General features: G+C 59.1%; 17 protein-coding genes and 1 pseudogene. 2 read left to right on the top strand and 16 right to left on the bottom strand.

Annotated elements, in window-relative coordinates:
* Nucleotides 1-75: 75 nt before the first annotated feature.
* The 3 genes and pseudogenes from ATY02_RS36750 to ggt form a co-directional block, all read right to left on the bottom strand.
* Nucleotides 76-324 (bottom strand): annotated as a pseudogene (locus tag ATY02_RS36750) (DUF3077 domain-containing protein).
* Between the two features lie 7 nt (nucleotides 325-331).
* Nucleotides 332-832 (bottom strand): GNAT family N-acetyltransferase, encoded by a 501-nt coding sequence (locus ATY02_RS30805; protein WP_068575855.1) that lies wholly within the window; start codon nucleotides 830-832, stop codon nucleotides 332-334.
* Nucleotides 833-972: 140 nt separating this feature from the next.
* Nucleotides 973-2,808 (bottom strand): gamma-glutamyltransferase, encoded by a 1,836-nt coding sequence (ggt, locus tag ATY02_RS30800; RefSeq protein WP_068575857.1) that lies wholly within the window; start codon nucleotides 2,806-2,808, stop codon nucleotides 973-975.
* Nucleotides 2,809-3,020: 212 nt separating this feature from the next.
* Here ggt and ATY02_RS30795 point away from each other — a divergent pair, with 212 nt between their 5' ends.
* Nucleotides 3,021-4,013, top strand: coding sequence for a cytochrome-c peroxidase (locus tag ATY02_RS30795; protein ID WP_068575859.1), 993 nt, complete (start codon nucleotides 3,021-3,023; stop codon nucleotides 4,011-4,013).
* A 64-nt stretch (nucleotides 4,014-4,077) separates the two neighbouring features.
* On the opposite strand, the gene ATY02_RS30790 is transcribed toward ATY02_RS30795, so the two are convergent.
* The 6 genes from ATY02_RS30790 to ATY02_RS30765 all read right to left on the bottom strand — a co-directional run bounded on the left by ATY02_RS30790 (nucleotide 4,078) and on the right by ATY02_RS30765 (nucleotide 13,060).
* Nucleotides 4,078-4,650, bottom strand: coding sequence for a GNAT family N-acetyltransferase (locus ATY02_RS30790; protein ID WP_068575861.1), 573 nt, complete (start codon nucleotides 4,648-4,650; stop codon nucleotides 4,078-4,080).
* A 70-nt stretch (nucleotides 4,651-4,720) separates the two neighbouring features.
* Nucleotides 4,721-5,569 (bottom strand): 5'-nucleotidase, lipoprotein e(P4) family, encoded by an 849-nt coding sequence (locus ATY02_RS30785; protein ID WP_068575863.1) that lies wholly within the window; start codon nucleotides 5,567-5,569, stop codon nucleotides 4,721-4,723.
* A 749-nt stretch (nucleotides 5,570-6,318) separates the two neighbouring features.
* Nucleotides 6,319-6,951 (bottom strand): adenylyl-sulfate kinase, encoded by a 633-nt coding sequence (gene cysC / locus ATY02_RS30780; protein WP_060765849.1) that lies wholly within the window; start codon nucleotides 6,949-6,951, stop codon nucleotides 6,319-6,321.
* A gap of 30 nt (nucleotides 6,952-6,981) precedes the next feature.
* Nucleotides 6,982-7,989 carry an NAD(P)-dependent alcohol dehydrogenase gene (locus tag ATY02_RS30775; RefSeq protein ID WP_068575866.1) on the bottom strand — a complete coding sequence of 336 codons (1,008 nt, stop codon included), beginning with the start codon at nucleotides 7,987-7,989 and terminating at the stop codon, nucleotides 6,982-6,984.
* Between the two features lie 4 nt (nucleotides 7,990-7,993).
* Nucleotides 7,994-12,088: an SDR family oxidoreductase gene (locus ATY02_RS30770; RefSeq protein ID WP_068575867.1), complete on the bottom strand. Its 4,095-nt coding sequence runs from the start codon at nucleotides 12,086-12,088 to the stop codon at nucleotides 7,994-7,996.
* A 36-nt stretch (nucleotides 12,089-12,124) separates the two neighbouring features.
* Entirely contained in the window at nucleotides 12,125-13,060 is a 936-nt protein-coding gene (locus ATY02_RS30765; RefSeq protein WP_060765851.1) for a DMT family transporter, read from the bottom strand.
* A gap of 90 nt (nucleotides 13,061-13,150) precedes the next feature.
* Between ATY02_RS30765 and ATY02_RS30760 the strand changes: the two genes are divergently transcribed.
* Entirely contained in the window at nucleotides 13,151-14,056 is a 906-nt protein-coding gene (locus ATY02_RS30760) for a LysR substrate-binding domain-containing protein (RefSeq protein WP_060765852.1), read from the top strand.
* A gap of 313 nt (nucleotides 14,057-14,369) precedes the next feature.
* Here ATY02_RS30760 and ATY02_RS30755 read toward each other — a convergent pair whose 3' ends face one another.
* The 7 genes from ATY02_RS30755 to ATY02_RS30725 all read right to left on the bottom strand — a co-directional run bounded on the left by ATY02_RS30755 (nucleotide 14,370) and on the right by ATY02_RS30725 (nucleotide 22,908).
* A complete protein-coding gene (locus tag ATY02_RS30755; protein WP_060765853.1) occupies nucleotides 14,370-15,506 on the bottom strand; it encodes an aromatic ring-hydroxylating oxygenase subunit alpha in 1,137 nt (378 codons plus the stop codon).
* Nucleotides 15,507-15,547: 41 nt separating this feature from the next.
* Complete coding sequence (locus tag ATY02_RS30750; RefSeq protein WP_060765854.1) at nucleotides 15,548-16,651, bottom strand: mandelate racemase/muconate lactonizing enzyme family protein; 1,104 nt, start codon at nucleotides 16,649-16,651, stop codon at nucleotides 15,548-15,550.
* Nucleotides 16,648-18,018, bottom strand: a complete 1,371-nt coding sequence (locus ATY02_RS30745) for an NAD(P)-dependent oxidoreductase (protein ID WP_083235680.1) — start codon at nucleotides 18,016-18,018, stop codon at nucleotides 16,648-16,650. The genes ATY02_RS30750 and ATY02_RS30745 overlap by 4 nt, the downstream gene beginning before the upstream one ends.
* Before the next feature lie 22 nt (nucleotides 18,019-18,040).
* Complete coding sequence (locus tag ATY02_RS30740; RefSeq protein WP_068575870.1) at nucleotides 18,041-18,970, bottom strand: isopenicillin N synthase family dioxygenase; 930 nt, start codon at nucleotides 18,968-18,970, stop codon at nucleotides 18,041-18,043.
* Between the two features lie 13 nt (nucleotides 18,971-18,983).
* Nucleotides 18,984-19,490 (bottom strand): class I SAM-dependent DNA methyltransferase, encoded by a 507-nt coding sequence (locus tag ATY02_RS30735; RefSeq protein WP_068605504.1) that lies wholly within the window; start codon nucleotides 19,488-19,490, stop codon nucleotides 18,984-18,986.
* A 71-nt stretch (nucleotides 19,491-19,561) separates the two neighbouring features.
* On the bottom strand, nucleotides 19,562-21,766 hold the full coding sequence (locus tag ATY02_RS30730; RefSeq protein WP_083235681.1) for a phosphotransferase: 2,205 nt from the start codon (nucleotides 21,764-21,766) through the stop codon (nucleotides 19,562-19,564).
* Between the two features lie 104 nt (nucleotides 21,767-21,870).
* Nucleotides 21,871-22,908, bottom strand: a complete 1,038-nt coding sequence (locus ATY02_RS30725) for an IS630-like element ISPa47 family transposase (protein WP_011911785.1) — start codon at nucleotides 22,906-22,908, stop codon at nucleotides 21,871-21,873.
* Nucleotides 22,909-23,026 lie beyond the last annotated feature (118 nt).

Raw genomic sequence — 23,026 nt, 5'->3', positions numbered from 1 at the left:
TGAGTGAGTCGAGCGACGTGCGGGTAGATCGCTGGATCTGCCCGCGCAGGCGACGTTGGCTCAGGGACGATCAGGTCATGCGCAGAGCGTGGCGTGCACGTTGTACATCGGTGCCTTGCCCATCTTTGCCAGGAAAGTGTGCCGCTCAAGCATGGCGGTCGCACTGGGGCTCCATGGCTGTCTCCAGGGTGAATTGCTTTGCCAGATGCAACAGGGTCGAGGCGTGCTCCAGGGCATCGCTGATCGGCACATCGGCCTTCACGCGAAACAGCGGATGCAGGTGTTCGCCGCACAGGGAAAGCGGATTGCACCGGGAGTGGTCAGGGCGTGGTTACGCGAAGGGTTGCAGGGGCTTGGCCATTTCGCTGGTGGCGGCCCAGCCCAGGCCCTGGTAGAGGGGGTGGCCGGAGCGAGTGGCATGCAGGATGGCGAAACCCAGGCCGCGTTGCTGGAACTCGGCGTCCGCCAGTTGCATCAGCGCCGTAGCCAGGCCCCGGCGGCGGTGGCTGGGCTCGACGTAGACATTGAGCACGTAGCCGCGTTGATCCTGGGTCGGGTGAGCCGGGTGGGGCGGCCAGTCGATGCTCATCAGACCGATGCTGGCCACGGGCTGCTCGGCTTCGAGCAGCACGAAGCCGTAGTAACGACCGTCCACCAGGCGTTGATGCAGCCAGGGACGAAAGTGTTCGGTCATGACCTGCAAGGTGGCCGGTGGATGGCCGGCGTCGAGGAACATCGCCTGGCGGTGGGTGCACACCAGTTCCAGGTCCTGGAGGCCCAGGCGACGCACATTCAGGCCTGGGACGGTGATATCGGCGGGGATCGGCTGCATCGTCTGTTCCTCGTTGGCAAGCGCTGATGCTAGGGCAGAACTTCCTGCTCGATCAGATACAGAGCGCTGCAAAAAACAGCATACAGGCCCACAAAAAAGGGCCGGCCTCACGGCCAGCCCTTGGGTGCAGCGCAGAACCTTCAGTCCCCCAGCGCTTCGCCTTCACGCCGTGGGTCGGCGCCACCGGCCCAGGACGCTTTGCCCTTCGCATCACGCACGCGAACGATGGCCTGGGTGCCGCTGGTCATGTCGATTTCATTCACCTGGTGACCCTGGGCCTGCAACGCCTGTTTCAGCGCTGGGCTGAACTGGCCCTGCTCCAGCTCGGTGGGGCCATTGCGGCTGCCGAAGTTGGGCAGGCCGACGGCGGCTTGCGGGTCGAGGTTCCAGTCGAGCATGCCGATCACCGATTTGGCCACGTACTCGATGATCTGCGAGCCGCCGGGGGAGCCGACGCTGGCCAACAGCTCGCCGCTGGCACGATCGAAGACCAGGGTCGGCGCCATGGACGAGCGCGGGCGCTTGCCCGGCTGCACGCGGTTGGCCACGGGCTGGCCGTTCTCTTCGGGAATGAAGGAGAAATCGGTCATCTGGTTGTTGAGCATGAAGCCCTGGACCATCAGGTGCGAGCCGAACGCCGCTTCCACCGTGGTGGTCATGGACACCGCGCCGCCCTGGTCATCCACCGCCACGACCTGGGAGGTGGAGATGCGCATCGGCGAACGGTCCGGCGCATAGGCCACCTGGATGCCCCGTGGTTTGCCCGGTTCGGCCTGGCCCATGCTGCGCTCGCCGATCAGGGCGGCACGACTGGCCAGGTAGTCCGGGGCGATCAGGCCGGCCACCGGCACTGGCACGAAGTCGCTGTCGGCCACGTACAGGCCGCGGTCGGCGTAGGCCAGGCGCTCGGCTTCGGCGATCAGGTGTACCGCTTGTGGCGCCGGTTCCAGGCCGGCCGGCTGTTGGGTTTTCTGCGGTTTGAGATTGGCCAGGGTGTAGCGTGGATCACGCTGCTCCAGGGCTTGCAGGGTGCCGAGGATCTGCGCCACGGCCACGCCACCGGAGGAGGGCGGCGGCATGCCGCAGACCTGCCAGCGCTTGTAGTCGCTGCACAGTGGCGCGCGTTCCTTGGCGCGGTAGTTCTGCAGGTCGGCGAGCGACAGGCTGCCGGGGTTGGCGTGGCCCTGGACCTTGGCCACGATCTCGGCGGCGATCGGCCCCTTGTACAGCGCGTCCGGGCCTTCCTGGGCGATGCGCTTGAGCACCGCGGCCAGTTGCGGGTTCTTCAGCAGGGTGCCGACGGCCTTGGGCGTGCCATCGGCGTTGAGGAAGTAGGCGGCCATGTCCGGTGAGCGGGGCAGGGCGCTGTCGCTGCTGATCATGGTGTGCAGCCGTGGCGAGATGGCGAAGCCTTGTTCGGCCAGGCGGATCGCCGGTTCGAACAGTTGCGCCCAGGGCAGGCGACCGTGTTGCTTGTGGGCCATCTCCAGGGCACGCAATACCCCGGGAGTGCCCACCGAGCGTCCGCCGATCTGCGCCTGGGGGAAGGGCATGGGCTTGCCGTCGGCCTGCAGGAACAGCTTCTCGGTGGCGCCCGCCGGGGCGGTTTCGCGGCCGTCATAGGTGCGCACGGCCTTGCCATCCCAAAGCACGATCATCGCCCCGCCGCCGATCCCCGAGGATTGTGGTTCCACCAGGGTCAGTACGGCCTGCATGGCGATCGCCGCATCGATGGCCGATCCCCCTTTGCGCAGCATTTCGCGCCCGGCCTCGGCGGCCAGCGGGTTGGCGGCAGCGGCCATGTGCTTGGCGGCGTGCCGGGTCTGCATGTCGGTGCGGTAGCCCGAGGCGACTTCCGGAGCGGGGGGCAGGGCGGTGGAGGCCGGTGGATTGTGGCAGGCGGCAAGGCCCAGGGCGGTGGCGATCAGGCCGATGCCGGCCAATTGGCGATAACGGGAGGGGAGGGTCGAGAACACGCGTTGAGCTCCGTTCGCAAGGGAATTGAAGTGTCTTCCGTGGGGGCAATGTACAGCACTAGAAAGCATCGTTGGGCTTCACCGGCCGGCAACCCCTGGTCTTGCGCGACCGCCCGGGCGCCTCAACCTGCACCGATTGACCTGTATCAGGACACCTGCCAGCCATTGGGCACATGGTTGGGGAAAACCATAAAGCCTGATGAGAGGACGCCATGTACACGAGTAAGTGGTTGCTTGTTTTCGGATTGCTGTGGGGGAGCCAGGCGTGGGGAGCGACGCCCAGCGAACCGATCCAGCCGGTGCAGCCGGCGAAGATCACGGATGTCGACAAGGTGGAGCTGGGCAAGCAATTGTTCTTCGACCCGCGCTTGTCCAAGTCCGGTTTCATTTCCTGCAACTCCTGTCACAACCTGAGCATGGGGGGCAGCGACAACCTGCCCACCTCCATCGGCCACAACTGGCAGCAGGGGCCGATCAACTCGCCCACGGTGCTCAACTCGGGCCTGAGTTTTGCGCAGTATTGGGACGGCCGCGCCGCCACGCTCCAGGAGCAAGCAGGGGGCCCCATCGCCAACCCGGGGGAGATGGGTTTCACCCATGACCTGGCGGTGGACGTGCTGCGCTCCATCCCTCAGTACCGGGCCTCGTTCAAGCGGGTCTACGGTGACGATGGCATCAAGTTCGATGACGTGACCAACGCCATCGCGGCCTTCGAAGACACCCTGGTGACTCCCAACGCGCCCTTCGACCGCTGGCTGCAAGGCGACCAGGCGGCCATCAGCCCCACCGCGCTCAAGGGCTACCAGTTGTTCAAGTCCATCGGCTGCGTGGCCTGTCACAACGGCGAGGCAGTGGGCGGCACCTCGTTCCAGAAGATGGGCATGATCGAGCCCTACGTGACTAAGAACCCGGCCCAGGGTGTTGCCGGGCTGACCGGCAAGGACGCCGACCGGATGCGTTTCAAGGTCCCGACCCTGCGCAACGTGGCGCTGACCTATCCCTACTTCCACGACGGTGCCTACTGGACCCTGGACGAGGCGGTGGACGTCATGGCCCGCTTGCAGCTGGGACGCAAGCTGGACACCTCGCAGGTCAGCCAGATCGTCGCATTCCTGGAAACCCTGACCGGCGACCAGCCGGACTTCAAGTTGCCGATGTTGCCGCCATCCTCGGCGCAGACTCCGCGGCCACAGCCGTTCAACTGACCATGAAAAAACCGCAGCTCGCTGCGGTTTTTTTGCGTTGCAGTCCTGTTGATGGATTGGCGGCTCACATCGGCCGAGGGTTGATCAACGCGGTCAGCACGTGGTCGGCCCATTCACCGTTGATCTTCAGGTAGGCGCGGGCCCGGCCTTCTTGTTCGAAGCCCAGGCGCGCAAGCAGTTGGGCGCTGCGCAGGTTCTCGGGGCGGTGGTTGGCCATGATCCGATGCAGTTGCAGTTCATCGAAGGCATGGCCGATGGCCGCTTGCAGGGCTTCGTGCATCAGGCCCCGGCCCTGGGCGTGTCGGGCCAGGGCGAAACCCAGGTGGCAGGCCTGGAACGCACCTCGCACGATGTTGGTGAAGTTGCAGGCGCCCAATACGCGCTGCTCGTCGCGATCGAACAGCAACCAGTGTCGTGCCTCTTGTGCGGCGACTTTGCCTGCCATGTCCCGTAGTCGCTGGGCCACCGCCGCAAGCTGGAAGTACTCCTCGTCGCGCAGCGGCTCCCAGGGCGCGAGGTGCTCGCGGTTATCCAGCAGGTAACGCTGCAGGGCCGGGGCGTGGTCTTGATCGGCACTGTGCAGGACCAGGCGTTCGGTATGCAGGGGCAGGGGAGTCGGGGTTTCGGAAGCGTTCATATCTACCGCCTGCGGGATTGGGGAAGGGCGAAACCATGGCCCAGAAAAGGCCATGGTGGAGGGTGGGAGCCTAAGGCTTGGCGGCCGTTTCCTGCCAGGCATTCGTTCCGGCGGCCGCCTTGAACTTGGCGCGGTTCTCCGGGGTGGCCGGCGGTTCGGAGTCGCCGAAGATCGCCTTCAGCCAATGGCCGTCGGTGGGGTTGGGGAAGAGGATGAACTTGCGCCCGAACTGTTCGCGGTCTTCACTCATCAGCTGGCTGCGCTGCTGGACGTCGGCCACGTAGTACTTGCGTTTGAAATCGTTGAGGTTGTCGCCGAGCATCACCACCACGTTATGGTCCTTGGCGATTTCCTGCTGGCGCGGTTCCTTGTTGGAGCTGTCGCGGTACACCGTCAGGTGCTGCTCGTCGGCGAACGGCAGTTGATTGTGGCGCAGGTTGGCCAGGGCGTATTCATAGGTCTTCTCGCCCTGGTCGCGGCTGGTGACGTAGAACACTTCGACGCCCTTGGACTGGGCGTACTTGAGGAACTCCACCGCCCCCGGGGTGGCGACCGGGCCGTTGTCGCCGACCCACTGGTCCCAGGCGGCGTCGTCGAAGAACTCCTCGTCCGAGTTGATCAGGTAGCCCCAGTAGCTGTTGCTGCTGAGCACGGTGTCGTCGATATCGCTGATGATCGCCAGCGGGCGGTCGCCGGCCTTGCGTTGTTGCAGGGCCTGGTCCAGTTGCATCCTGGCGACGTTGAAGCCCTGGTAGTACAGCGCCTGGAACTCGGCGGCGGTCTGTCGCCAGGCCACGGCGGCGGTCAGCAGGTTGGAAGATGGTGCGCTGGCCTGGTCGGCGAAGGCCGGGGCACAGGTCATGGCCAGAAGCGAGAACAGCCAGGGGGCGAGGGAAGTCCCGGTGGTTTTTATTGTCATGGTCGAGCCCTAGAAGTGAGGATTGCGCAGCTCTCACGAACACTGCCCGGGTGTTCTATCCCAGGCTGCGCCGGCGCTCAATGCGGGTGTCGCGATTGTGGATCAATGAGGCGTAATCCCGGGTACTTTTTCGCGGGCATAAAAAAACGGCCTACCTTGCGGTAAGCCGTTTTTCGGTACTTGGTGGCTACACAGTCATTTGAACCAAATTCATAACCTACTGTATTTAATATTTTTTTTAGCTGTTAAGTCAGGTTGGCATACATGTAGGCATACATGCCGCCGGGATCTCAACGAATGCTCCTCTCATACCTGATCTTGGCATAATGTCGTGCGTCTCGACAAAACGACGGACCTCGGACTGATCTACCAAAACATGGCGTCCATTGCCTTCAAGTGGCATTACTAGCCAAATAGGCTGGAAAAACTGGATTTGTGGGTGATGTTGGATAGATGGTTAGCCGCCAATCGTTATTTTGATGTGAGCCCCTGAACATAGGAATGCGGAGCCTTCCTATGTTCAGGGGCTTGGTCTGAAAGTCTTAATGACTTTGGTGTTGGCGACAGTCGTCAAACAAGCTATCTCCGCAGATGGGGTGTCGTTTGCGGCTTCGGCGCTAACCAGTTAGTGCTAAGCGTATTGGTACGAGCTTCCGATGCTTGGTTTTATTGGACGCCGCCACACCGTTGAAACCGGCCTGGACGACAACAAGTGTTTTCGTAGTGCTTGCCTGTTGCTGATGTAACGGTTACCCCCATACCTGCTGGCGTTTGAGGAAGCTCTCGATGGTGTGTGCGGCCTGCTCGATTGAGGAGGTTGTGCTGTCAATGACAATGTCGGGGGCCACCGGGCGTTCATAGGGCGAGTCAATGCCGGTGAAATTCTTGATCAGGCCTTTACGTGCCTTGGCGTAGAGGCCCTTGGGGTCGCGCTGCTCCAGGACATGCAGAGGCGCATCGATAAATATTTCAATAAAGTCGCCGGGGACGAACAGCGCCCTGGCCATGCGGCGTTCCTGTTCGAAGGGCGAGATCAGGCAGACCAGGGTGATGACCCCAGCATCTACCATCAGCCTGCCGACCTCGGCCGTGCGCCGAATGTTTTCCTTGCGGTCGTTATCGGCAAAGCCCAGGTCGGCGGTTAAGCCCTGGCGTAGCCGGTCGCCGTCAAGCAGGCAGGTGTGCAGCCGCTTACCGTGCAGGCCGGCCTGCACGCGATTGGCAATGCACGACTTGCCGGCCCCCGACATACCGGTGAACCACAAGAGCAATGAGCGATGCCCTTTGAGGGTGGACTGGGCCTGGCGTTCGATCTCAAACGGGTGGGGCACCAGGTCCGGGGTACGCAGGGGATGTGAAGGTAGTACCAGTGACGGGGGCATGAAAGACATCTCCATGGGGGCGGATGACAGTCAGAATTCAATTACCGCTCGGTAGCGCACTGTGTTGTTGCGCAGGGCGTCCAAGGCCTGGTTGATCTGCTCTGTCGGGAAAATCTCCACCATCGGCCAGACATGGTGTTCGCTGGCAAATTCCAGCATTTTCAGCATGTCGTGACGCCCGCCGACGTTGGCGGTACTGACGGTCAAGGTCTTGTAGGTCATGGCAGGAATGTCCAGCGTGACCGGGCCGGGCATCCCGGCAAAACACAGGGTGCCATGGGGGCGCAGCAGGGCGATGGCCCGTTCCCAGTCCTGGTCGTTGGAAGCGGTGATTAGCAAGAAGTCCAGGGTATTTTCCTGTGCCTGCAACGTGGCCAAGTCCAGGGTGTAGAAATGGCGCGCACCCAGCTGTAATGCCTGGGCTTTCTTGTTATCGGAGCTCGATAACGCGGTGACCGTGCAGCCGAACTTGGCTGCAAACTGGATGGCCAGGTGGCCGAGCCCACCGATGCCCAACACGCCCACTCGCATGCCTGGCCGGGTGCCCCGTAGCAACGCGGTGAACACCGTCTGCCCGGCGCAGAACAGCGGCGCGGCCACATGAGAGGGCAGGTTGTCGGGGAGCAAGAACACGAAGCGGCTGTCGCAGGTCAGGAAGTCGGCAAACCCGCCTTTTTGCCCGTTACTGCAGGTTGGCAGCACGGCCGCACAGTGTTGCTCTTCACCCTTGAGGCACCACTCGCACGCCAGGCAGGCGCCCTTGTACCAGCCGACGCCGACGCGCTGGTCGGGGCTAAGGTGGGTAACTGCCGACCCGGTGCGCACCACGCGCCCCACAACTTCATGGCCACACACCTGTGGGTATTGGGAAGCTTCACCCCAATCGCCTTCAATCAAATGCAGATCGCTGGTGCAGGCTCCGCAATGGGTCACCTGGATCTCCACTTCGTTGGCCCCGGGATCCGGGAGTAGGTAGGTGAACGGTTCCAGTGGAGAGCCCGGCCCATAGGCGGCCCAGCCGTTAGTAGTGCGTGTCATGGGTTCACTCCTGGGTTAGGTTCAGTGCCGTGAGGTACTGTTGGGTCCATTCAGCGTCGATCACCGGGCACTCCAAATGATCGAGCAGCAGCGGCGGTGGAGGGTTGAAGTAGCTGAAGTCATCAATGATCATCGGCAGGATTAACAGCGTACGCTGCAACACGGCCTTGCCAGGGGCCTGTTCCTTGAGTCTGGCTTGCCATTGTTCCAGGGGCAGTGGTGCATACTGGGTTGGTCCCAGAAGCGTCTGTATCCAGGCGCATAACTGGGTCCATTTGAGGTTCGCCGCAGGGTTATACAGGTGCTGTACGGGCGGTGAACCCAAGGCCTGGCCGTGGATCGCTGTGTGGGTAAATACCTGCGCGACATAGTCCACGGGGGTCAGGTTCATTGACCAGCTCGCTTCGTCTGGCCAGGCATTGAGGGCCAAGCAGCTGCGAATCAGTAGCCCGACATAGTCCTCCTGGTTTATCGACGCGCCACTGTCGGGATGTGCGGGGGCGCTGATGTCGCCACAGCGCAGAATGTTCAGGGACAGCCCGCGGCTTTCGCAAAACGCAATGGCCAAGTGTTCGGCCACCAGCTTGGCGCGGTTATAGCCGGTCGATGGCACCGGCTCCGGTAGGGTCGAGGCAAACACCACGCCGGCCCCGTTTGCGGCTGCCAGGCCGAGCACCTCGACCACACCGCCGACGTTGGTCTGGGCCAGGCGTTCATAGCGCTTGAGCCAGTTGACGTCGGCGGCGCAATGAATGATGCAGTCCACGTCTTGGCACAGCCGCTGATAGGCCGCGCTCGCTAGGCCGAACTGTGGTTGCGCCAGATCCCCGGCCAGGCCCTCGACCCGAGCTGTGCGGGGCGACAATCCCAATTCGGCTACCCGACGTTGAGCCTGGGCCGCATCATCCGCACGGACCAGGCACAAGACCGTCTCCACACCGGCTGTTTGTTGCAGTTCGGCAACCACCCTGCGCCCTAGATACCCAGTCGCTCCGGTGACCATGATTGTGCGTCGGGCCAGGCGTCGCGGCGCCTGCGGCAGGCTCGCCACAGCCGTGGTCAACCGGGCCAGATAACGCTCGGCTTCTGCCGTGACCGAAAAGGCCACTTCCAACAGCGGCGTACCTTGCAGCCGATGGGCCAGCAGCTTGCTGATCCCTGCCACCGTCGAGTCGCGGGTGATATCGGCAATCGTAAGGTCCGTCTCGAATGCGCGATTGATCCGCGTCATCAAATCCAGCAGCAACAAGCTGCCGCCAATATCGATAAAGTCGCTATCGGGCCCCAAGGTGACCCCTTTCAGGTTCATGCAGCGCGCCCACAGCCTGGCCACCCGTACTTGCAGCGGCGTCAGCGGCGGTAGGTCATCCGCCAGCGGTGCTAAAGGCTGCAGCAACAGGGCTTGGGCACCCAGACGTTTCTGGCTCGCTCCCGCCGGAATCGACGCGGCAAGAAAGTACCCCAGCGGCACACTGAATGCGGGCAGGTGCTGGCCTGCCCACTGGCGCAGGGCGCCAGCAACTGGGGGGTTGTCGGGGTCCTGGGCGTTGATAAATGCCACCAGTTGCATATCCTGGCCCTCGCCACGGGTAGTGACCAGAGCGCTGCGTACCTCGGGGTGGGTCATCAATACCCGCTCGACGTCTGCGCTGAAGATCTTGAAACCGCGTACCTTCAAATGAGTCGTCGCACGCCCTATCAGATAGACCTCTCCGGTTTCGCTCAGCCGCACCATATCGCCGGTACGCAGCAGCCTGTGTGCCAGCGCCGGGCAGTCGGTGGCCATTGGATTTTCCACGAAGGCACTGCGGTTTGCCGCGTCGTCATTGAGGTAGCCCACGCTGAGGCCCGGGGTATGGACGTACAGTTCACCGTGGCCACCCAGCGGCGTGCAATCGAGGGCCGGGTCTAGCACGTAGGCCTGGGTTCCGGCGGTAAATTGCAGATGTCCGTCCGGGGCGGATAACGCGACATCTCCGGCTTCATTCGAGCCATACAGGTCGATCACCCGGCAATGCGGCAGGCAGCGCACGAGATTCTGGCGCGTGGTCGCTGGCAATTGTTCGCCGCTCAGCCACAGGCAGTGCACTGCGGCAAAGGCTTGTTTGAACGCCGGCTCATCCTGCATCAGGCCTGCCGCCAGGCTGGGGGTGATCATCAATTGGCTGAGCTGGCCCCACTGGACGAATGCCCGTAGAGCCTGAGGATCCAACACCATGGCATCCGGAATCAGGCAGGCGGTGGCACCGCTGAAAATAGGGTAGTAGACATACCCAGCCATCCAGGCATTGAGGCCCACGCGGTCGCCCGGGCGGATGTACTGTTGCCAGAGCTCCAAGGAATCAAGGCGACCGTGTTCGGCGATGGTGACAATCTTCGCCGTGCCGGTAGTGCCGGAGGTAAGCAGGCCGTAAGCTAGGTCATTGACGACAGCTGCACGTCGGGCTACGGCAGCGGGCGCGGGGTCCAGTTCGTCGAACACCAGGGTGCGATAACCGGGCGGCAAGTCGTTGAGACTGGTGGTGTCACCTATCACCACCACCGGCTGGAGGTTGGCCAGGGCCTTGGCGGTAGCCTCCAGGCCATACCAGTGAGGGATATCGAGGTAGGGCCAGCCCAGCAGGCTGCAGGCGGTCATGGTGATCAGGCTTGGAAGGTCCTTGTCCAGACGGATAGCCACCCAGCCGCTATGGGTGCAAACTTTCGACAGGCGCTCGGCCAGCGTGGCGGCATGGGCATGCAGTTGCCTGGCATTCAGTTGCCTATGCGGTGTCATCGCGACCAACCTGTCAGGGGCTTGGTCCAGTAAGCGCAAGAAGTGTTGCTGCCATGATAGGGCCGGCGCGGTGGCAGTGCTGGCGTGGCGGTTGCTGGCGATTTGATGCGTGCGGCTACGTAGGCTCGCATTTAGCGCAAGGGTTGCCAGTTGCGCACTGATTCGCGGGGCCTGAGCGCCAGGGTTGGACGGATCGATGGCTATCAGGGGCAAGTCTAGGGCCCTGGCCGATGGCGTGTCAGGTGCCATTAGGCACAGGAACCTCTGACGCGCCTGCTCGGAAGAGCAATAGGCTATATTTTCGTCGGTCGTCAGCAGCACCAGCGGCCCGTCCTGCAACATGGCCAGTTCACGCATGGTTTCCTCGTTCAGCATCTGGCCGCTGCTGTCCAACAGCCAAAGGGCATAGTCTTCGGGGAGATGGGCCGCCAGTTGCAGGGCGCTACTGCGATGCTCGTCGGTTGGGGCCAGTAACAGGACTTGGAGTCGCGTCGTGGTCGGTTCATGCAGGCACTTGAGGTGATCCGCTGCATCAGCCAGCCGTTGCCAGGTGGCGGATAGCTGGAAAAACCGATAAATCACCTGCTTGTTCCGCGCCGTTTGTTCCACTATCTCAGGGAATTCAATGGCCGAGTGTGTCACCGGGGCGAACCCGGATGAGCGCTCGGCTTCATCATGCCAACCCTTGAAAAACTGCCATTGCGCAATCTGTTCCGGCTCCCATGACAACAGTCGTGGGGAATAGTCGATACCGGCAAAATCGCAGAAACGCATCAGGGTGCCTTGGGTATCCCCCATCAAGTCGGCGTCACTGTCCAGGTACAGCACTTGGTCGCTGGGGCAATGCTCTAGTACTAGATTATGGATGCTCGCCAGCTCATCGAAACCCGACTCGGCGGCATCGAAATAAGTGGTGCCGCCGCCCTGGCTCACGCGATAAAGCGATTGCATGACATCCAGTGGCTGGCGTACCAGGAAGACATGCTTGAAACCCGTCAACCAGGCGCCATCAATGGCCTGGAAGTCAAAAAAATAGGCGATCTCTTTAGCAAATTGCAGTCGCATGGGCAAAGCGGGGCGTTGGCACAGCAGGTCCATCGCGTGGCTGTAGCGGGAGATGCCCACGGGGCCTTGTTCGGCCTGACGGGTGCGCTCGATCAGCGCATGCTTGGCGGGAAAGTGCTGCAACAGGAAGGGTTCCGACAGCTGCTCATGTAGCACCCTCACGTCTGGATGTTGCATCACGGCCCGCTCGAAGGCGGTCGAGCGGCTCCGGGAGACGGCCCAGAGAATTACGTTGGGCAGATGAGATGACGTCAGCATAAACAGCTCCTGGGCAGGGCCTGTACACGTGAGGTGTCAGAGCTCGCCTGCGGGTTTTTTCAGCACAATGAAACCCGACAGCAGAATAAGGACCAGGCCGGTAGCGGTTCGGCCGTTCAGCATTTCGTTGAACAACAGGGCGCCCCAGGCGATGGCAAAAATCAGGTAGGTGTAGTCAAACGCACCAATGACCGAGGTCTCACCAACTTGGTAGGCTTTGGCGAGCCCGATGCTGACGACTACCATCAGGACCGCCAATACGATCATGATCCACCAGTCGCCCTGGCCCATGGCCGACCAGCCTCCAATCAGGAATCGTAAACCGTCATCCACCGGAAAATGCGGGCCGGTCTGCAGCACCACCAGGCTGCCCACCACCCCAATGATCAGCAACGCGACATTCATGGCCAACGCCAAGAGTACGGGGTCCTCATCGGCACATTTGCCCTTGGTCACCACCACGGCAAGGGCGTATAGAATGGCGGCGAGTACAGGCAGTAGCGCATAGGTATTGAAGTCTTCGGTGCTCGGCGCCAGGGTAATCACGACCCCGACAAAACCCAGGCAGATCGCCAGCCATTTGCGTGTGGTCACGTTCTCCTTCAAGGAGAGGGCCGAGAACAAAGCGATGAACAGAGGTGTGGTATAGATAGCCAAGGCGGCGACGGTCAGGCTGATGAAGGGCAGTGCGCCGTAAAAGGCGATCCACATCAACGACAGCAGCAGGCTTCTTATCACCACCCACAGGGGAGACAGCGGCCACAAATTCGTGGCGCCGCGCAGGTGAACCACCAGCGCCATCAGAATGCCCGAGGCCAGCACAGAACGGATTACATACAGTTGCCACATTGAAGTATCGGCACTGGTTGCCTTTATGATGGCGTCTGACACCGAGAGCAAAAATACCGAACCTACAACGATAAGAATGCTTTGTCGGTTATCAGTGGCGGTTATCGTAGTGCTTCCAGACATGAGTTTTCCTTGATTAACTGCTTTAAGGATTCTGAGTGCGCACTGGCAGTATTTAAAGTGACTTATGGTTACGCAGAAGGACTGAAAATTATGGATAATTTCAAACGCTCACTGCCCCCACTGTCCAGCCTTGTGCCTTTTGAAGCGGCGGCGCGACTTGAGAGCTTTTCCAAAGCCTCTGAAGAGTTGAACTTGACCCAGGCCGCAATTAGCAAACAGGTGCGTTCTCTCGAAGAATTCCTGGGTGTTGCGTTATTTACCCGCAGAAATCGGGCGGTATTCCTGACGGCGGCGGGTGTCGAATTTCGCGATGCCGTTCGGACCGCATTCCTGGGTATTGCGTCGCAAGCCGAAGATCTGAAAAAAGGCCGGGAAAGCAGCGAAGTAGTCCTAGTGGCACAGTTGTGCGAAGCTTTCTATTGGCTGACGCCCAATATTCCCGCGCTGCATAGGAAGTACCCGGATATGGAGGTGCGCCTTAACGCATCGACCCAGCCCATCACCGCAACCGCTGAAAAATTTGATATCGCCATCCAGACCTCAGGCCGGGCTTCTGGCGATCACACGCGGCTGTTTACCTTGAGCGATGACATCTATCCGGTATGTAGCCCACGCTACCTCGCTTCTTTTGGCAGCACGCCGCTGGTCTTGGCGGACTTGGCCAACCTGCCGCTGCTGCACCACGTTGCAGTACCGCAAGACTGGAGCACCTGGAACGATTGGTTGCTGGAATTCGGCATCAAGGCGGGTGGCTCCAAGGACAAACTCTTCGACAGCTATCCAGTGATGATGCAGGCTTGTGTCGAGGGGTTCGGTTTTGCATTGGGGTGGCGTCGGACCACCGAAAAAATGCTCGCCAGCGGCGACCTGGTACGGCCCTTTGCCGAATCCACCCATCTGCCGGAAGCCCTGAGCGTCTACAAATGGCGAGACGCCAACCTGCGTCCGGCAGCCCGGCAGTTGCTGGATTGGTTGAAGTCATCCTTTGGTGACTGAGGCGCAATGCCTGCGTTCGGTCCTTCGCTGAGAAGGCAGGGCAGATCAACAGCGAAAGCTAGAGCGCAGGACCGTTCGCTGAGGAGCTCGCTTGCGATAGCGGCAGTTGGAACACCGCAGGGTGTCAGATATTCAACGTCATCGTTAACGACCACCTCAGGCAAGCCAGCTCCCTACAGGGAGACGCGCCCGGCTCAATGGCCAGATTAGCTATTAGGTGGCGACGGTAGCACTGCCAGTACTTATGGTATCTGATACACCACTATCGCAGCCTCGCTCTCGACATAACCCCCAAGGGGAGTTTTCAAAGACCCTACGAGGGTGTCAGCAGGCCAAGGGCCGCCAGGGTTTTTTTCTGGATGTCATGCACGGCGTGTTCGCTATTAGCACCCAGGCCAGGGTCAACGACAAAGCGTCCTTGCTGGTAGCCATCACTGCTCAATCCCCGCTGGACGCTGGCGCACAGGGGCACATCTTCTTCGCGAATAACCGCTACAAAGTCGATGACTTCCTGCTCTTCCCTAGTGGGTGTGGCGGCATCGCAAAACCATTCGACCACTTGTAAGGTGTGATCCACTGCGATGGGGATGTGGTGCAGGACATTCATATAGCCCCCCGGGTACACCTCCAGGCAAAAGTTTGGCCATAAGTACCAGGCACCAAACTGACGGGACTGTGGTGAGGTTTCCTTCATCGTATACCCTTGATTCGTTCCACTGTCGTGGCTGACATGGGCGTGGTAGTGCTCATGGATCGCCAAGTGGTAGCTCTTGAGATCAAGGGTGGCCATGGACAGGGTCGGATGGCACATCGGGCAGTGATAACACTCCGAATAGTTTTCCACCGAAACTTTCCAGTTGGACTGCACGCTGTAGTTCTTGGAATACGCATGGGACAATTTTTCCGGCGCCGGAGCAAAGGATCTTATGGAGTCTTCCAGGCCGGGAAGCAGGGCTTGCATGGATGCGCATTTGCTGTCGAAATTGATAAAAATAAACCCGCAAAATACCTCAAGCCGGATGGGCGCGAGCTGCACCTGCTCAGTACAGAAGTCCTTGAGATGCTCGGACTTTCGCGCGCTGACCAACTGGCCCTGGGTGTTATAGGTCCAGGCATGGTAAGGGCAGGTCAACAGCCCAGGCACATGGCCACTCCCCTCCACGAGCCGGTGTGCACGATGCTGGCAAACATTGTGGAATGCCTTGAAGTCGCCGTCCTTGTCTTTGACCACCAGGGCACTCTGGCGACCCAGGTCCCGGACGTAATAGTCACCGGCCTGGGCCAAGGCTGAAACGTGGCAAACGTACTGCCAGGTCTTGCAGAAAATCAGCTCCATTTCCTGTTCGAAGAGCCGGCTATCCACATAGTGTTCGCTGGGTAAGGTGAAGGATGCAAAGGGATCGGTGTCGAAGCCGCGAGCCAGATGCAAGGATGATGGGGCGCTGGACATGGAGCCTCCATGGATCAACGTGGTGGAAAGGGCCGCGGCGCTCAACTGTACTGCGCGACCGGTGATTCGAAATGCTGGGGGTCGAGTTCGAGCCCCAGCCCCGGGCTATCCAGTACATACGCACGGCCCTGGCGAATGTCGAACCCTCCCGTGGCCAATTGCACATCGTGGTGCCGGCAGCAGTTCCAGCTCGCGCGATGAAAACGCGCTGGCGTCGCTGTGGCCAGATGCATGACGGCGCTGTCCGAAATCAAGGTGCCGCCGACGTCCTCGATGTTCATCTGGATTCCGTGATGGATGCAGAAGTCGCGCAGTTGCCGGGCCTTGGTCAAGCCACCGACCCGACCGATTTTCAGCCCGATGACCTGAGTGATGTTATGGCGTTGGGCATACGCAAGGTCTGCCAGGGTCACAATAGACTCATCAAGGATAATCGGGTTACGAGTCATCTCGCGCACGGCGCGGCACTGATCCATGGACTCACAGGGCTGTTCGAAACACACCGTAGGATCCTGCACGCTGTTCATCACCGCGACGGCATCGGCCACCGTCCAGGCACGATTGACGTCGAACGTAATCACCTCGCCCGGCAAGCGCTGCGCAATCAGGTTGTTGATCCGCGTCACATCCTCTTCGACACCGGTGCCGACCTTGCAGGAATGGGTGCGGTAACCCTGCTGTCGGGCGGCCGCCAGGTGTGTGGCCATAAGGTCGGGATTGTCTGTGGGAATGCTGCTCTGCAAGGCAATCGAGTCCTGGAATTTACCCCCCAGCAGGGCATACAACGGCAGGTTGCAGTGCTTGCCGAGAATGTCCCAGCACGCCAGGTCAATTGCCGCTTTCACATACGGGTGCCCAGGCAGCATCACGTCCATCCGCTCGTTGATCTGGTCCAGGTGCAACGGGTTTTCCCCCATCAGATGGGGCGCCAGTTCATCGATCCCCGCCCGTACGCCTCTGGCATAGGCCGGCAGGTAGGTGGCGCCCCATGGGCAGCTTTCACCCACCCCCAGCAAACCGCTGTCGGTACCTATAACGACCACGGTGGAATCCAGCGCGGCATAGTGCAGGCGACCGCCGCTGAGGCTGTATTTTGCCTTGAGCGGGACGTCGAACTGGTAGACCTTGATGGACGTTATTTTCATGGCACAAGTACCCCCTCGGCCTGGGCAAGACCCGCCATGCGAGGCGAGATGGCAACATCCAGAATCGATTGTTGGAAAATCCGGTTGATAACGCTCAGCTTTAGCTCATGGCGTTTTTGATCGACTACCGCGATGCTGTCGAAGCACGGCTCGTAGCTGTCCATGTGTTCGGCCACCCAACTAGGGCCGCAGCTCCAGTTGACGACCTGGGTGACCAGCGAGGGCGACAGGCCCATGGCGCCGCCAATTTCAGCGGCCTCCCCGAGAATGACCCGGTTGATACAAGCGAGGAATTCCACCAGATGCGTCGCCAGCTTGATCTTTTGATTGTCGGTGAACCGGATGCCGGAGTGGAACGTTTCCGGCAGTGTGGGGGTGATCCGGCCGAAAGCATCCTCGGTAAAAGCGCCGCTGTGTCGGTAGTTACGATTGGCGCCGTAGGGCGAGGGTGCCTGGAAGTCGGCCAGCGCAAGCGCAATGCTGTTTTCCTGTTCGCTCAAGGCTGCGACCTTGACGTGATTGTCCTGAGTGTCGAACCGCGCTCCGGCCTGTCGATAACGATCAGCGATGATCCGCCCCAAGGGAATCGCCACCCCCAACTCATCGGCCAGCGCCTCGGTGAGGCTCATGTCCTTGACCGTGATCTCCAGGGTGCACGAATGGTCGTAGCTGGCGTCGAGCATAAACGGGGTCAACTGATTGCTGACAAAGCAGTTGCCGCGGGAGGTTTTTACGAAATCCCAGAACCAGTGCAGCGGGATCTCATTGGCCCGGGCCAGCACCAGCAACTCGGCCCACACGGCGGTGGCGGCGTAAAACAGCAGGTTGGTCAGTAACTTGACGGACTGCCCGGTGCCGATCTCACCTACATAAAATGCCTTGCGGCCCATGGTCTCCAGCACGCTGCTACTTGATTGATAACCGACTTTGTCGCCACCGATGTAGAAACACACATTGGCGAAATCTACCCCCATATGCGACAGATTGCTGACCGGGGCTTCAAGGCTATGGATGTGTTTTTGTCGGGCCAGTCCGGCGATATGCCGGGTGTTGTGATAATCGGTGGTGGAGGTATCGATCCATACCGAGTTTTCCGCCATCCCGGCCAGCGCACCCTCCGGCCCGGTCATGTTTTCCAGCACATGATGGGGTAGGGGCAGGCAGGTCACGACAACCTCACAGCCGCTGGCACACAGCGCGGGGGTGGCCTTCCAGCGCGCACCTGCAGTGATCACGGAGCGCGCACGTGTCGGGTCGATGTCATACACCTGAACCTCGTATCCGGCGAGCAGCAGACGCTCCACCAGTGGCCGGCCCATATTTCCAACACCGATGAAGGCGATTTTGTTTGGCTCTGCGGTGTGCATATCGCTTCTCCTGTGGGCCGCTTCAAGCGAACTCGCGCGCCCTGCCGGCGCCCTGGCCGGATACCCAGATGGAATTGAAGTTATCGAGCATGACCTGCCGGCAGGCGACCGTCTGGTCACTGCCTAGCGGGGTAAACACGGCAGCGATGTCCGGGTACACAAAAAACGGCAGTGACACCCTGGCGCTGCTTGCACGGTGGATCACCTGGTGCGGCGTACTGGTAAACAGGCCATTGCTCCACTTCATCAACATATCGCCGAGATTCACCACCACTTCGTTGGCGCGGCAAGGAACGTCGATCCACCGGCCTTGTGAAAAGGCACTGAGGGCACAGGCATCTCGCGGGTCCTGGAACAGCAAGGTGAACATGCCGTTGTCGGTGTGCTTGCCCGCGCCACTGCCCGAGGGTGGGTAATACAGCGCACGCTGGATCAGCACCGGGTTGGAAAAAAACGCCTGGAAAAAATCCCGGTCCAGCCCGAGGGATAGGGCCAGGCCGCGCAGTAGTGCGGGCACTACCCGGTCCAGTACTTCTTGTTGTAGAGCGAGCATGGACTTGGCAAAACCGGGGGCCTGGCCCTCGCTGGGCAACAGGTTCGGCCCGGTAAACGGCAAGTCGCAGGCCGGCGCTTCCCGGCCCATGTCGAAATGCTGCTTTCGATCCGGGCCGGTGGGGGGATGCAAGGTCTCGCCAAACGTATCGACATATCCACGGCACGTCTTGGGGATGACCACTTGCCGGTCCTGACAGAACTGGTTCTTGGTGGACAGTGGCAGCGCGAAGAATTGGCGGGCGGTTTCCAAGGCATCCGCTATCAACGAGGGCCGTATGCCATGATCGGCCAGGTAGAAGAATCCATCATTGACGCAACATTCGCGCAAACGGCTGATTTCATAATCTGCTTGGGTCGATTCAAGACGCTCAAGGGAAATACTATTGAGCACATCCATGTTCGACTCCTGATTATTTGTTGACGGCAAACGCCAAGTAGTGGGCTTGCACGTCGTTCAAGTAAGCTGCGTTCATAAACGAAGGCAATGCAGAAAGTTGTCTGGAGGCCGTTAGTTTATTCAGTAGGGAGTCAAAGTGTTCTGCTATATAAAAAGTACAGCGTGTACTCAGTAGGATCAACCCGCTATTTTTTGTGATTCGCATAAGTTCATGGATGGCCTCTGTGGGTAAATGGCCCTCGATAAATGCACCGCAGCAAAAGGTTGCGTCATACTGGTTGTCAGCGATCATTGGATTATGTTCAGTAAGATCCACCCCGCCATACAATGTTGCATAGGCCTGGGTTTCGCGCGCCAAGTTAGTCATGGCCGGCGATAAATCACAACCATCGACAGGCGAAAATCCCCGCAGCATCAGTTCTTTGCCTACCAGACCGGTTCCGCAGCAGGCATCCATGATCCGCATGGGCCGGCGCGCTCCAGAGGCCGGGAGCAACGAGTCGAAGAGGTCACCGAGCATGCGGGGGCCGCAGTAGTTTTCTTCAGATACATCGTTGTCATAATCGACTGACCAGGTTTCGTAATAATTCCTCAAACGCGAATAGTCCCTAGTCGCAGGGCACGAGTGATAGCGAACCACCCGTATGCGACAATTAAGTCTGATTCACTAATTGTGTGGCCCATTCGGCTAAAATATCTTTCCATAAGCGCAATTCGCATGCGCCAGCCGTCCAGGTTCGCTTGTACAAGCGCATTATCCTCTATTAGTTGGACAACATCGTATCCAATCGGTATGAACTCGCTGGACTCAAGATCAATGGCTACGATTCGCCCAGCTGGGTCAACTATCCAGTTTGATGCATGACCGTCTCGTTTTCTAACCAGCGGCAGCTCTCCAGGAAAAAGTTTACGCAGGGAGTCAACAAAGCTGTCAGCATGTTCTTGCTCGAAGAGACTCCTCGACCACATCTTGAGGTAGTCTTTTAATGGTCGCCATGCTGATTTACCTATCGGAGGAGTTCCTGCAACGCTATGAAAGATAGCGAGGAGGTCTGTGATCGGCTCTAGTACGGCCAAGGCCTCTTCCGCAGAAAGCTCGCTCACTAATCGTCCCGCTGCTCGCTGAGATACGTGCACCCATCGCCGCTCGTCTTCAGAGGGAACCTCTACAATAGCGAGCGAACGAGGCACTTCAAACAGACTCGTATCTCCACGAGAAGCGATCACTTTTCGTAGCGAGGTCAACATCGTCGCCTCGTGGTCTGCCTTTTCTTTCGTAGTCCGCTTGAAGACGAACGTTTCAGAAAGAAATCCGCGAGCGTCAGCAACAGCGAATACCTCGTTACGGCCACCCAAATTTGATCGTGCGTAGATTGGGGAATTCAAGGCTAGGATAGCTGCCTCACGCCAACTGACTGTGGTATATGATGTTTCGCCACCGGAAAGGCCATCTAGGTAGTCTTTCACTCGCGCTATACCGATTCTCGGAAGCGGCCAAGTAGGATGTAGGGTACAAAGTTCGGTAAATACATCTTGAGCACGATGAGCCAAGTCCAGATTGCCAGTTCGTTTAGCTACCGACAGTGCCGCGGCTCCAGCCTCCCATTGAACGTGTCGGTTAGACCGCGCCATTTCAGACAGTGACCCTGTTATATTCACGTACCTAGATAGGTCATTCGGCTTAAGAAGATCAGATGGACCATCTACCATTTGACGTAAAAACTGTGCGCTCAGCACAGCCGCTGGTACAGACCCTCGATCTGTTAGCAGATATTCTAAATTGTTGATTACGCATCTGATGATTCCCCACAATTTGGCGGAAGGTTGTGTAGCCATCAGTGCGAGCAATCCCCTTGGTATTGCCATCGACCTCGCTGGCAGATCCAACTGCGTCTGTTTGGCCGCTTCAACTATGGTGGAAAGAACACGGCAACGAGCTTCATCAACTGAGCCCCTAGGACGAGAGCGGGTCAGCTTAAGTTTCGCTATTTTTAGCTGTTGGAATCTAACGCTTCCAATACCGGAGTCTGAGAGCAACGCTAGGCGGAGTCGAGCTTCAACCTCCGCAAGTTCTGATCCCTCAACAATCTTTGGATTCTCCGAAAGGAGTTTAAGCGCGTCCTGCAGAAGGTTTTCGTCACCAGTTTGGTCAAACTGTTGAACCAAGAGCTCAAGTCGGTAAGTAAGTGTCTCAGGCTTCAGATTCCCTAGAGTCATAGACTCTTTAGAATAGGACAATGCTCTTGACACAGTGGCAGGCGAAACTTGGACCCAGCGCCCGATCATTGCGACGGCAGTTGCATACTTACCGGTGGCTATTCGCCTAGCAGACTCCGTTAATACTTGACTTTCGATAGAGAATCTAAATTCGGAAAGGGCAACCCGGTACCGTGCAATGGCTACGTCAATCTCATGCCCTGCAAAACTCCCCTTAGCATCTTCATATAGCGCATCAGCGGCTCGATGTGCAATATTGGCTAACGACTTCGAAAAGTCTAATCTAACATCCTTTAATGAACTACTCATATCAACTGGGTTTCGTCGCATATGTTCAAGTATCAACATAAATACTGGCGATGCGACTATCTCATCCTCTCTCAGAATTTTTCGCCACATCTCTGATGCTGAAACATGCCCGTCTGCGTCGAAAAGTAAGCGTAAGTCCGAAGACCTTGGGCTTGAGGCAAGCCAAGCCGTTGAAGAGGGTGAGCCAAGGTAGCCAAGGGTAGTAAAGACTTCTCCCAAATTTGGCGCCCAAGCGTTCAATGCATTTAAATATTCGTCATTTGGCGCCATGATCTATCCTTTTTCCACGAGCCGTTGAGGTTCTTACGATCATAAACCAAAGCAGAATTCGCTGTTAGTGCTGAGGTATTAACCCGGCAATCAAATACACCAAATCATGCTGCGTAGGCGATACGTGGATGCCGGAAATAAGAACGGATTCTTTGAGGGCGTAATTGCAATCGTCTCATGACCGAGCGAACACGCCTTTCCAGTTCGTCCTGATTACGCGCCGGCAAGCCCGTGCGAACCTGATGTTTCAAATCACAATTCAAATACTCGTCAGGGTTCAACTCCGGGGCGTAGGCCGGCAAGAAGAACAGTTCGATTTGCTCTTTGCGGTCGCCAACCCAGGCGCTCACCTTTTTGCTGTGGTGTACGCGCAGGTTGTCGAGAATCAGGAACACCTTGCGGCCCTGAGCATCGCGAATCAGGCGACTCAGGAAGCGAATCAGCACTGGGGCTGTCAGCGTTTCCCGATACAGCATGAAGCGCAGTTTGCCCCGATTGGTCACGGTGGAAATCATGTTGGTGGAAAAACGACTGCCGCTGACCAGGCGCACCGGCGTTTCGCCAATAGGGGCGTAGCTGCGGCCAGCATGGCTGTCACTGCGCATACCGGTTTCGTCGCCCCACTGAATCTCACCATTCTCAGCCCTGGCCCGCTGTGCGATGCGTGGATATTCATTATCCAGCCAGTGCTGAACCACTTCAGGTTTCTGCTGATAAGCCCGATGCAGTGGGCGCTGCGGGGTGTAGCCCCAACGCTTGAGGTATTCACCAACCGTTCGAACCGGCATGAGAAAACCACAGCGCTGGCGGATCAGTTCTCGCACCGCATCACGCGTCCAGAGCGCAAAGCCGAGCTTGAGTTGGTCGGGCATCTTATCGGTCATCAAGGTGCGAATCAGCACTTCCTGGCTGGAGCTCAAACTGCGGCGATCACCCTGGCGCACACCACGCTGGCCGCCGGCAATGGCAGCCTTTTCGCCTTTATGTTCTGCGACCTGCGCCCAGTGAGCAATAGTGCGGGGGTGAACACCAACCGCTTCGCCAATAGCCTTGTAGGTGTAACCCTGCTCACGCATGCGTAGGGCCGTGGAGCGCTTTTCACGTTGTTCTTGGGGGCTGAGTTTACGGGCATCTATTTTCATGGAGACAGATTATCTAATATGCCCTATTTATTTGCCAGGTTAATACATATTGCTTAGCTTCAATGCTCAGGGGAAAGGGCTATCTGAACATCGAAGGCGAACAACGGTATCCAAGCAC

The organism is Pseudomonas sp. BIOMIG1BAC, from assembly GCF_001705995.2.
GTDB lineage: Bacteria > Pseudomonadota > Gammaproteobacteria > Pseudomonadales > Pseudomonadaceae > Aquipseudomonas > Aquipseudomonas sessilinigenes.
This window is presented reverse-complemented; position numbering and strand designations above follow the sequence as displayed.

Bases quoted from the DNA above. Each gene is read 5' to 3' on its own strand.
- ATY02_RS30805 (WP_068575855.1), bottom strand. From the start codon at position 832: ATGCAGCCGATCCCCGCCGATATCACCGTCCCAGGCCTGAATGTGCGT.
- ATY02_RS30795 (WP_068575859.1), top strand. From the start codon at position 3,021: ATGTACACGAGTAAGTGGTTGCTTGTTTTCGGATTGCTGTGGGGGAGC.
- ATY02_RS30790 (WP_068575861.1), bottom strand. From the start codon at position 4,650: ATGAACGCTTCCGAAACCCCGACTCCCCTGCCCCTGCATACCGAACGC.
- ATY02_RS30785 (WP_068575863.1), bottom strand. From the start codon at position 5,569: ATGACAATAAAAACCACCGGGACTTCCCTCGCCCCCTGGCTGTTCTCG.
- cysC (WP_060765849.1), bottom strand. From the start codon at position 6,951: ATGCCCCCGTCACTGGTACTACCTTCACATCCCCTGCGTACCCCGGAC.
- ATY02_RS30775 (WP_068575866.1), bottom strand. From the start codon at position 7,989: ATGACACGCACTACTAACGGCTGGGCCGCCTATGGGCCGGGCTCTCCA.
- ATY02_RS30770 (WP_068575867.1), bottom strand. From the start codon at position 12,088: ATGCTGACGTCATCTCATCTGCCCAACGTAATTCTCTGGGCCGTCTCC.
- ATY02_RS30765 (WP_060765851.1), bottom strand. From the start codon at position 13,060: ATGTCTGGAAGCACTACGATAACCGCCACTGATAACCGACAAAGCATT.
- ATY02_RS30760 (WP_060765852.1), top strand. From the start codon at position 13,151: ATGGATAATTTCAAACGCTCACTGCCCCCACTGTCCAGCCTTGTGCCT.
- ATY02_RS30755 (WP_060765853.1), bottom strand. From the start codon at position 15,506: ATGTCCAGCGCCCCATCATCCTTGCATCTGGCTCGCGGCTTCGACACC.
- ATY02_RS30750 (WP_060765854.1), bottom strand. From the start codon at position 16,651: ATGAAAATAACGTCCATCAAGGTCTACCAGTTCGACGTCCCGCTCAAG.
- ATY02_RS30745 (WP_083235680.1), bottom strand. From the start codon at position 18,018: ATGCACACCGCAGAGCCAAACAAAATCGCCTTCATCGGTGTTGGAAAT.
- ATY02_RS30740 (WP_068575870.1), bottom strand. From the start codon at position 18,970: ATGGATGTGCTCAATAGTATTTCCCTTGAGCGTCTTGAATCGACCCAA.
- ATY02_RS30735 (WP_068605504.1), bottom strand. From the start codon at position 19,490: ATGCTCGGTGACCTCTTCGACTCGTTGCTCCCGGCCTCTGGAGCGCGC.
- ATY02_RS30730 (WP_083235681.1), bottom strand. From the start codon at position 21,766: ATGGCGCCAAATGACGAATATTTAAATGCATTGAACGCTTGGGCGCCA.
- ATY02_RS30725 (WP_011911785.1), bottom strand. From the start codon at position 22,908: ATGAAAATAGATGCCCGTAAACTCAGCCCCCAAGAACAACGTGAAAAG.